General features: G+C 44.1%; 9 protein-coding genes. 6 read left to right on the forward strand and 3 right to left on the reverse strand.

The genetic code is table 11. From position 1 onward, the window contains the following. Window positions 1-60: 60 nt before the first annotated feature. A complete protein-coding gene (locus H0W44_02730) occupies window positions 61-774 on the reverse strand; it encodes a response regulator (GenBank protein MBA3581348.1) in 714 nt (237 codons plus the stop codon). Between the two features lie 283 nt (window positions 775-1057). Between H0W44_02730 and H0W44_02735 the strand changes: the two genes are divergently transcribed. Beyond that, window positions 1058-1468, forward strand: a complete 411-nt coding sequence (locus tag H0W44_02735; GenBank protein ID MBA3581349.1) for a response regulator transcription factor — start codon at window positions 1058-1060, stop codon at window positions 1466-1468. A 24-nt stretch (window positions 1469-1492) separates the two neighbouring features. Here H0W44_02735 and H0W44_02740 read toward each other — a convergent pair whose 3' ends face one another. Next, window positions 1493-4408, reverse strand: coding sequence for a PAS domain S-box protein (locus tag H0W44_02740; GenBank protein MBA3581350.1), 2916 nt, complete (start codon window positions 4406-4408; stop codon window positions 1493-1495). Window positions 4409-4574: 166 nt separating this feature from the next. Beyond that, window positions 4575-5504, reverse strand: a complete 930-nt coding sequence (locus H0W44_02745) for an NmrA family NAD(P)-binding protein (protein ID MBA3581351.1) — start codon at window positions 5502-5504, stop codon at window positions 4575-4577. Window positions 5505-5647: 143 nt separating this feature from the next. Between H0W44_02745 and H0W44_02750 the strand changes: the two genes are divergently transcribed. Genes H0W44_02750 through H0W44_02770 form a run of 5 tightly spaced genes read left to right on the forward strand, consistent with a single transcriptional unit; the run spans window position 5648 to window position 10166 of the window. Further along, the gene (locus tag H0W44_02750) at window positions 5648-6280 is read left to right on the forward strand and encodes a glutathione S-transferase C-terminal domain-containing protein (GenBank protein ID MBA3581352.1); all 633 of its coding nucleotides are present in this window, start codon (window positions 5648-5650) and stop codon (window positions 6278-6280) included. A gap of 41 nt (window positions 6281-6321) precedes the next feature. After that, window positions 6322-7539, forward strand: coding sequence for a bifunctional phosphopantothenoylcysteine decarboxylase/phosphopantothenate--cysteine ligase CoaBC (gene coaBC, locus H0W44_02755; GenBank protein MBA3581353.1), 1218 nt, complete (start codon window positions 6322-6324; stop codon window positions 7537-7539). Then, complete coding sequence (dut, locus tag H0W44_02760; protein MBA3581354.1) at window positions 7526-7981, forward strand: dUTP diphosphatase; 456 nt, start codon at window positions 7526-7528, stop codon at window positions 7979-7981. Before coaBC ends, dut begins: the two co-directional genes overlap by 14 nt. A 30-nt stretch (window positions 7982-8011) precedes the next feature. Beyond that, window positions 8012-9385: a phosphomannomutase/phosphoglucomutase gene (locus H0W44_02765; protein ID MBA3581355.1), complete on the forward strand. Its 1374-nt coding sequence runs from the start codon at window positions 8012-8014 to the stop codon at window positions 9383-9385. A gap of 40 nt (window positions 9386-9425) precedes the next feature. Beyond that, the gene (locus H0W44_02770) at window positions 9426-10166 is read left to right on the forward strand and encodes an energy transducer TonB (protein ID MBA3581356.1); all 741 of its coding nucleotides are present in this window, start codon (window positions 9426-9428) and stop codon (window positions 10164-10166) included. Window positions 10167-10301: the final 135 nt, after the last annotated feature.

The raw sequence follows: 10301 nt of genomic DNA on the forward strand, positions 1-10301 counted from the left end.
ACAGTCCCACACCGCTGCGTCTTACAGAATAGCGTTACGTATTAATTATTAGCTGGAGAATTACTCAGTTTCAACATCAGCTGTAAAAATATAGCCAGAACCGTGTTCTGTCCTGATAAGCGCGGGCGCGCCAGGATCAGGCTCCACTTTTCGGCGCAAGCGCATAATCGAATAATCGATGGAACGGTCATACACTTCGGTAGGATCTTTGCGGCTTAGATCCAACAGTTGATCGCGCGTTAAAACGCGCTTTGGATGCGTCACAAAAGCCACTAATAAATTAAATTCGATATTGGTTAATTTTATGCTTTCGCCTTGCGGAGAAATCAGCTGGCGCTCATCAATAAAAAAATCCCAACCGGCAAAACGGGCGTGCGTAGGTCTCGGTGTCGGCGCGTTAGCGCTGCCCGCCGTATTGCCGCGACGCAATACTGCTTTAATACGCGCTAATACTTCACGTAAATCAAACGGTTTGCCAATGTAATCATCAGCGCCTACTTCTAAACCTACGACTCGATCTACCGGTTCGCGTTTGCCGGTTAACATAATAATAGGTGTATCACTGACCGAACGAATATGACGCGCCAAACTTAAGCCGTCTTCGCCGGGCAAATTCAAATCTAACAATATCAACACTGGCGTTTCACGTCGTAAAGCATCGCGCATGGCGTTACCTTCGGCGACCGCCGTGACGCGAAAACCATTGTTGCCTAGATATTCTTTTAAGAGCAGACGGATATCTGCATCATCATCCACTAACAGGATATGTTGCATGAGCTTCCCATTGTTATCATTGTTTCCAAATTTAATATTTATCTTAAGTATTTTATTTAATTTTTAATAAACGATCTAGATAGCTCACTGTACGATATCAGACATATCTTCCATGCAACAAAAATATTGGATTTCACACAAAGCTTGTCAAGCTTCCAACGCCTTTTGGGTTGTATCAAGCCTATAGTTCTAGCAGATTATTTCACTGCTCAATACCGCTCTGTCAGATCTGCGAAATATAACGTTCGCTAATCCAGTTTATAACCATTGATGAAGGATGACCATGGCTATCGCCGTAACATCATCAAATGCAACTGCCGTATTATGTCACCATCGTATCTTAGTTGTTGAGGATGACGAAATTGTACGGGCCTTACTGCGTGAATTGTTATCTGCTTTATCGTATGAAGTAGTAGAAGCCAATTGCGCAACACAAGCGCTGGCTTTATTACAAACTGATACGATCGATTTAATTTTATTAGACAAAGAATTACCCGATGGCGATGGCATCCAACTTTGTCGGCACGCACGCGAAACTTTAGGCTTATGCATACCAATTATCATGTTAACCGCCAGCACCGAACCAGGCGACATGAGTCGTAGCATGTTAGCAGGGGCAGTTGATTTCATGCGCAAACCTTTTGTCTCCGACATGTTATTAGCGCGCATTCGTTACGCACTACACATTAATTAATCCTACTTCAATTAATTCTACTTTCTACGGCAACACTTGCGCATTACCCAACACTCGCTCAATAATCTGCGACAATTTCGACGCGGTTAATGGCTTCATAGCCACTTCAGCAATTCCATAATGCCCCGTCTTACCGCTTAATGATTCATCCATGTAACCTGTCAACAAAATAACCGCTTGGCTTGGTCGAATTGCACTGATAACTTCCGCTAATTCTAAGCCCGACATTTTCGGCATCGAATAATCCGTAATCACCAAATCAAATCCTTCGGGATTCTTTTTAAATATATCAAACGCATCTAAAGCACTATCGCAGACGACGGGGTCATAACCTAAATCCGCCAACAATTCAGCGGCCAACATGACCAAGGTTTTTTCGTCATCCACAAACAATATCCGCTGCCCGCGACCGGGCTGACGAAATTCTTCTCTTTGTGTATTTATTGCCGCTGCGCCATAACTAATTGGGAAAAATATTTGGAAGGTTGTGCCTTTGCCCATTTGACTAATGACATTAATCCCGCCTTTGTGACTACTGACAATACCATGCACTACCGATAAACCCAGACCCGAACCTTGACCCGCCGCTTTAGTAGTAAAAAATGGATCAAACAAATGATCCATGTGATCGGGAGCAATGCTACTGCCGGCATCTTTGACGCTGAGTCGCACATAATCACCCGCTGCCAATAACGCAGTTGTCGTTGCCAATTCTTTGTTTAAACTCACTCGTTGCAAATCAATAATGACGCAACCTGCGCCGCCCATTGCTTGCGCAGCATTCGTACACAAATTAATAATTACTTGATGCAGTTGCGTTGCATCTGCCAACACCGAAACATCTTCATGTCCATCATTAAACTGAATTTCAACGGCTTGCGGTAAGGTGGCGCGTAATAATTGCAAGGCTTCTTGCACCACTTCACGCAAGGAAATTTTAATGCGCTCGCTGACGCCGCCGCGACTAAATGTAAGAATTTGTCCGATCAAATCGCGAGCACGCTGACCCGATTTCACAATGTGATCAAGATACAACTGCACTGGGTGATCGTGAGCTAATTTAGTTTTAGATAATTCCGCAAAACCTAAAGTACCAGCCAAAATATTATTAAAATCATGCGCAATGCCACTCGCGAGTACACCCACCGCCTCTAATTTTTGCAAACGCCGAATTTGGCCTTCTAATAATTCACGCGTTTTTTCTGATTCAATTCTATCGGTAATATTTTCAACCAGGCCTAAACCAAACTTGCGCTTACCGGCTGCATCCCCTATTAAACACGCACTAAAATTCCCCCACACTTCACTGCCATTTTTTGCAATATAACGTCGTTGTACACGCTGCCTTTGAATCACGGCATCATGGAAATGTTCTGACATTAAGGTGATGGTGGCACGTTCATCCGGATGCGAAAACTGCCGGATATTAACGCCAACAACTGCTTCGCGGTTATAACCCAACATATCGCAAAAGGCTTTATTGGCGGCGACGACATTCAAAGATTTATCAATGATGTACATGCCGATTGGACCTTCTTCAAACACTTGCCGAAAACGCTCTTCACTTTCTAACAAAGCGTGTTCGGCTAAGCGCTGTTCAGTCACATCAATGGCGGTACCTAATACACCATTAATGACGCCTTCTTCATACGCAGATGTTGCATTGATACTTAAAATAACGCGGTGCCCTTTTGCATGCACAAACTCTACTTGCAAATTCGCATGCACAATATTGCCGACTAATAATTCACGAATTTGTTGCCGGCCACGCGCTTGATCTTCCGGCACCATAAATTCATCTAAATAATGATCTCGCATTTCAGTGGGCGTATAACCCAGCATTACGCCAGCTGCATCACTGACATAAACCAAACGTCCTTGTTGATCGGTTGCCCACAACATTTCATAAGCAGTATCTAACAATTGTCTGAAACGATTGGCGAATTTTGAATAAGCAACGCGCGCATCTTTTGTTTCTAATGACAACACGCGAACGAATACGACGGTTAATGTCAACACTAAGAAATAAATTTGTTGCGCAATTAATTGGCCATAAACAGAGTCACCTAACTTTTGAAAAGGTGACATTTCAAAACGCACAGCTGCAACACAAATTATAAGAGTGCAAAGCAACAAAGTATTAACGTAGACCGCGCGGAAACGCATGGCCGCCCAAATAAATAAAGGATAAACCACAAAAGGCAATAACGCTAAAAATTCAGTCGGCGATTTGTGATGTACGATCAATACATAAATATCTATTACAACAATTAATACACCTAACAATACTGCTTCTAACCAATACCACCATGTTTGTTTACGCCAACTACTCCAATCCAATACATAAGCGCCAATGACTAAAGGTGTAACGCTCAGCACGCCCAATAAACCTGACAACCACCACAACTGCCACACCGCGAAAAATGTAGCGTCATTATTAGGATAAAAAGATGTTTTGATAAACGCGCCTATAAAAGCGCCAATTGGAATCGTTACGCCCGCAACTATAAATAACCCTAACAAAAATCCTTTAGCATCAATATGCGGTAAACGATACGCCACCCAACGTTGAATACAAAAAGCAGCGACCGCCGCTTCAAAAATAGTGATGGCACTAAAGCCTACCGAAACTATAAACGAAATGGCGTGCGTACCTTGTGGATTAAAACCAGTATGCGCACCAAAACGCCACCAATTACCCACTAATAATTCAGCGCAAAACATACCGACTAAAATCGCTAACCACCAACGCTGTCGCGCAATAATCAACACGCCCAACAACAAACCTAATGGCGGCCAAAACGGTGAAGGATAAGCAAGATAAGGCTTTAACCAGAGACTGAATAATAATAGGGTGGCATGTGATAGGGCGTACGCTAACAACACGCCAACGTGGCGCGTCCAATGAATGGTACGAATCGCGGATAATACGACAACCACCCAAGCATCCCTGTTGCGATAGCGCAAAAATTAACAATAACGAGCGTAACTTAGCCCTAGAAAAGCTGCAAATTTACTCACAAAATAAAACCACTTAGCATTACCTAAGGGTTAAAACGGCAAGATAATCGGCGCATACAATGACTACGTTTTAATAGATAACGTGTTAATCGCGCTTAGGCCCGCCCGCCCAATCAGGTATTACCGGCAATGCAACATGTGATTCTGGCTGCCAATAAACACGATAATCTTCAATAAATTGTTTTAACAAAATAGGCTCCCGACCTAATTGTTTTTGTACTACATCAGTCAAATGTTCAGCTTTACCAAAACGAATAATGCTGTAAAACAAACACATGAATGCAACCACATCCCAAGGAATGCGTCTACGCAGCATGCGATAAATAAATCGTGGCAAAGAAGGATTGCTATATTTAATAGTCCGGCCGCTTACTTGCGAAATCACTGCGGCTATTTCTTGAAAATTTTTCTGCTCCGTCCCGGTTAACACATAATCTGTGTTTTTATGTGCTGCCGGATTCGTTAATACCGCAGCGGTAAATGCCGCTACATCACGCGCATCTATCAACGCAGTAACGCCGTCGCCTGCGGGAATAAACAACTCGTTATAAACAGCTATATCATAATCATGCGTGGTGATATTACGACACAAGTTTTGCATGTAATAACAAGGACGTAAAATAGTGTAGTCAACTCCCAACGATTTTAAATGTTGCTCAACCGGATGATGCGGGACAAATTTCTTATCTTTAGCGCCTCCAACAGAAACAAACACAATATGTTTACAACCGGCTTGTTTCGCCGCATCCATAAACGGCTTCATCCGCGTTTCCGCGGTTTTAGGGCTGGGCAAAGGAAATAACAAATATAACGTTTTTATATCGGCCAACACTGCCGGCCAGGTAGCGCGATCATCGTAATCAAACTGCACATAAGGCCCATCTTCGCCACAAAGACGTTTGATTTCTGCGACGTCATACGCTGCAATGCGTAACGCACTCACATCTTGTTGTTTTAATAATAGACGTGTTAATTCTACGCCGACGTTGCCGGAGGCTCCGGTAATCACAATCATAATAGCTGCTCTTTAAATTAGTCAGATGCTCCAATATTACGCTCATTGTCGATTGAATCTATATGCATTTTATGCGAAAAGGTTCATTAAGCTTCTCTATCTGACGTCACATTCTTTTTGCTCACGAGTGCGCACCCATGAACATGTCTATCAACACTTCAGGTCTTAACTATTTTCATTCACCCAACACGCGCTCTACTGGCGCATTAATTTTGCTAGAAGAACTAGACGCACAATACACACTGCATGTGCTAAATATGAAAGCGGGGGAACAACGACAAGCAGAATATTTAAGTATTAACCCAATGGGTAAAGTCCCCGCGATCCTGCACAACGACGTGTTAATCACCGAACAAGTTGCGGTGTTTTTGTATTTGGCAGATCTTTTTCCTCACGCCGGCATTACACCTGCAATCGGCGAACCTTTGCGTGGTTCATATCTACGTTGGATGGCGTTTTATGGTTCGTGTTTTGAACCCGCATTAATTGATCGCGCACAACAACGCGAAGCTGCACCTGCATCGATGTCGCCATATGGTGATTACGACACCATGTTAGCAACACTGACCGATCAACTCGCCAAAGGTGATTATTTATTAGGCAATCAATTTACCGCTGCCGATGTGTTATGGGGTACGGCACTAACCTGGACAACTCAATTCGGCATTGTGCCTTTAACGCCCCTTATCAAAAACTATATTGACCGCATTAATGCCCGGCCTGCGGTTATACGCATTCGCACTAAAGATGCCGAATTAGCCGCAGCACAGACCTGATTAATATCGTTCTACTCACCACTGTGCGGTAAACTGCCGCCATGCCGAAATTAGCGGGTCAACGGATATTACTAGGCGTTACAGGCGGCATTGCTGCTTATAAAAGTGCCGATTTAGTCCGGCGTTTGAAAGAACGAGGCGCAGACGTGCGCGTGGTGATGACGCAAGCAGCGACACAATTTGTCGGGCCACTCACTTTTCAAGCAGTTTCCGGTAATCCTGTGCACACCGATTTATTAGATCCTGCCGCTGAAGCTGGCATGGGCCATATCGAACTTGCACGTTGGGCGAATCATGTACTCATCGCACCCGCCAGCGCCAATTTTATGGGGCAACTGGCCGCCGGTTTTGCACCGGATTTATTGACCACATTATGCTTGGCCACTCACGCACCTATTTCACTCGCGCCTGCGATGAATCATGTCATGTGGCAAAGCGCGGCGGTGCAAACTAATCGTGAAATTTTAGAACAACGCGGTGTGGTTTTATTAGGACCCGGCGACGGTGCCCAAGCGTGCGGCGAAGTCGGTGCGGGTCGTATGTGGGAACCACTCGAGATTATCGCGGCTTTAGAAAATCAGGCGGTTATTAATGGCAGCTTAAGCGCTAAACACATCGTCATCACCGCAGGTCCTACGCGTGAAGCCTTAGACCCCGTGCGTTATTTAAGTAACCACAGCTCCGGCAAAATGGGTTTTGCACTCGCGCGTGCCGCACAACGCGCTGGTGCTAGCGTTACTTTGATCGCCGGCCCCGTGCAATTAGCCACGCCCTTAAATGTAACGCGCATTGATGTGGTTAGCGCAACCGATATGTTACAAGCTGTTGATAAAACATTATCTACTCTCGACATGCAGCAAACTATTTTCATCGCAGCGGCAGCAGTTGCAGATTATCGCGCTGAAAATATTGCGCAGCAAAAAACTAAAAAAACGTCCACCTCGTTGACGATAAATTTAATTCCAAATCTCGACATCTTGGCTAATGTTGCTCAGCGTAAGCCTGCGCCGTTCACTGTAGGTTTCGCCGCTGAAACACAATCGCTTGCAGAATATGCTAAACAAAAACTCATCAACAAGAACATCGACATGATTGCTGCCAATACAGTAGGCGACAATCAAGGTTTTAATGTTGACACCAACAGTTTGCAGATTTTTTGGGATGGCGGCGAACAGCACTTACCCGAAACTAGCAAAACATTATTAGCCGAACAACTTTTACAACTCATGATCACAAGACTGCCACATGCAAAACATTGAAATTAAAATTTTAGATTCTCGCGTTGGCGATACGCTACCGCTACCCACTCATGCAACGCCAGGTTCTGCTGGCATGGATTTACGTGCTTGTTTAGATGCACCCTTAATTTTAGAACCTGGTCAAACTGAATTAATCCCAACCGGCATCGCTATTCATATTGCCGATCCCGGTTTAGCGGCATTAATTTTACCGCGTTCTGGTTTAGGCCATAAAAACGGCATCGTACTTGGCAATTTAGTTGGATTAATTGATTCCGATTATCAAGGCCAATTATTTGTTTCGTGCTGGAATCGCGGTCATACCACTTTCACTATGCAGCCCGGTGAACGCATGGCGCAATTAGTGATCGTACCAGTAGTGCAAGTGCAGTTTACTGTCGTTAGCGAATTCGCTAGCAGTGAACGTGGCACTGGTGGTTTTGGTTCTTCAGGCCGTCAATAATTTTCATTATTCTTATCGAGCATTAAATACATGACTGTAGCTGAACAAATTTTTCGTGCTTACGACATTCGTGGCATTGTAGAAACTGACTTAACGCCCGCAACCGTGCGTTTAATCGGTCACGCATTTGGCACGCACGCGCAACAAAAAAATTGTACTCGCGTAGTCATCGGTAGAGATGGCCGTTTATCCAGCCCGGAACTCGCGCGTGAATTAGCGGCGGGTTTACAAGCGGCGGGTTGCGATGTCATTGATATCGGTTTAGTCGCAACGCCTGTTTTATATTTTGCAACGCATCATTTAGAAACCGGCACCGGCATCATGATTACCGGTAGTCATAATCCGCCGGAATATAACGGTTTAAAAATGATGTTAGGCGGCAATACCTTACACGGCGAACAGATCACTGCGTTGTATCACACGATTCAAAACAAAACTTTTACCAATGGCAGCGGACAATCTCACGCACAATCAGTAACTGATGCGTACATTGCGCGCATTGTGCAAGACGCACGCATTAAACGGCCGCTGCGTTTTGCCATTGATTGCGGCAATGGTGCTACTGGTGAAATTGCGCCTGCATTATTTAAAGCCTTGGGACAAAAACCCGTTGAATTATTTTGTGATATTGATGGCACGTTTCCCAATCATCACCCCGATCCTAGCAAAGAAAAAAACTTGCAAGATTTACGCGCTACCGTTGCAGAACAAAATCTAGAACTGGGTTTAGCGTTTGATGGTGACGGCGATCGTTTAGGTGTCGTAGATAGTAACGGCACCATTATCTGGCCAGATCGTCAAATGATTTTATTCGCGCGCGATATTTTAGCGCGTCAACCCAACAGTCGAATTATCTACGATGTTAAATGTTCCAAACATTTAAAAGATGCGATTCAAGCGAGCGGTGGTGAAGCCATCATGTCACGCACGGGGCATTCTTTAATTAAAGCAAAAATGCAAGAAACTAACGCCGCATTAGCCGGTGAGATGAGTGGACACATTTTCTTTAAAGAACGTTGGTTTGGTTTTGATGATGGCATGTACACAGCCGTGCGTTTATTAGAAATTCTTTCCCAATCTACACTGAGCCCTGCAGAAATTTTTGCGGCATTGCCCAATAGCGTTAACACGCCAGAAATTAATTTAAATTTTGCGGAAGGTGAACATTATCGTTTTATCGAAAAATTTCAAAAAACCGCACGCTTTGCGGATGCAGAGATGATTACCATTGATGGCGTACGCGCCGAGTTTGTTGATGGTTGGGGTTTGGTTCGCGCTTCTAACACCACACCGTGTTTAGTGTTACGCTTTGAAGCGAATACCAACGCCAGCTTGGAACGTATTAAAAATTTATTTAAAGCTCAAATTCATGCTATCGATTCCAGCTTGCCGTTGGATTTCTAAATAATTTTTTTCATCACAAGAGGCTACGCGGATGAACATCATGAAATCTTTATCATTAATAAAAGTCGCAAGTTTTGCCGGTGCTTTATTGCTCGCAGCCAGCGTGCACGCCAATGACGAAGCATTGCCGCCAGAATTAATACGTGAACTTGGCACAGTACAAATGCAAATAGACCAAGGCAAACGTTTAGAAGCGCGTATCCGGTTATTAGCACTGTTAGAATCGCCGCTAACTAAAGCCGATGCTGCGCAAGCGACGGTGCTCAACCATTTAGGCAATTTAGCGGTTAAGCAAAATGATAATGCCACGGCATTAGATTATTTTGCTCAAATTCAAGTGTTGCCCAACGCGCCCGATGCTTTAAAAAATCTTGCGGCGAATATGATTAAACAAATTAACGCCGGTGTTGCGCAACAAAACAGTCTCAATATTCCAAAACCACCTGCGCCTAACGTTTTACAAGTACCCGAACATCGAGCGGTAACGCCTAAACCAATTAATCGCGTCGACCCTATTTTTCCTGTGACCGCACTCGCACAAGGTGCAAAAGGTGTTGTGAAATTAGGTTTTGATTTAGATCGCGAAGGCAAACCCTATAACATTGTTGTTATTGAATCTAAACCAGAAGGCGTTTTTAACAACGCTGCAATTGAAGCCATGAAACAATGGCGTTTTGAACCTCACACACGCGATGGGATCGTTACACCACTCACGAATGTGCAATGGCAATTTCAATTTAATTCAGCCACTGAATCTATTCCGGCGCCCATTACAAAATAAAGCCGCCAAATAAAACCACAAAACAATCAGAGAAAAATCGTGCGCGCTAAATTATTTTTCACTTTAATGATGGTTCCGGTTTTGAACAGTGGCTTGTTTTTTCGGCTTTAACTTACGCTGCCGACGAAACCATAC

Source organism: Gammaproteobacteria bacterium, from assembly GCA_013817245.1.
Taxonomy (GTDB): domain Bacteria; phylum Pseudomonadota; class Gammaproteobacteria; order HTCC5015; family HTCC5015; genus JACDDA01.

Coding starts and splice junctions, on each gene's coding strand:
- H0W44_02770 (MBA3581356.1), top strand. CDS start 9,426: ATGAAATCTTTATCATTAATAAAAGTCGCAAGTTTTGCCGGTGCTTTA.
- H0W44_02730 (MBA3581348.1), bottom strand. CDS start 774: ATGCAACATATCCTGTTAGTGGATGATGATGCAGATATCCGTCTGCTC.
- H0W44_02750 (MBA3581352.1), top strand. CDS start 5,648: ATGTCTATCAACACTTCAGGTCTTAACTATTTTCATTCACCCAACACG.
- dut (MBA3581354.1), top strand. CDS start 7,526: ATGCAAAACATTGAAATTAAAATTTTAGATTCTCGCGTTGGCGATACG.
- H0W44_02745 (MBA3581351.1), bottom strand. CDS start 5,504: ATGATTGTGATTACCGGAGCCTCCGGCAACGTCGGCGTAGAATTAACA.
- H0W44_02765 (MBA3581355.1), top strand. CDS start 8,012: ATGACTGTAGCTGAACAAATTTTTCGTGCTTACGACATTCGTGGCATT.
- H0W44_02735 (MBA3581349.1), top strand. CDS start 1,058: ATGGCTATCGCCGTAACATCATCAAATGCAACTGCCGTATTATGTCAC.
- coaBC (MBA3581353.1), top strand. CDS start 6,322: ATGCCGAAATTAGCGGGTCAACGGATATTACTAGGCGTTACAGGCGGC.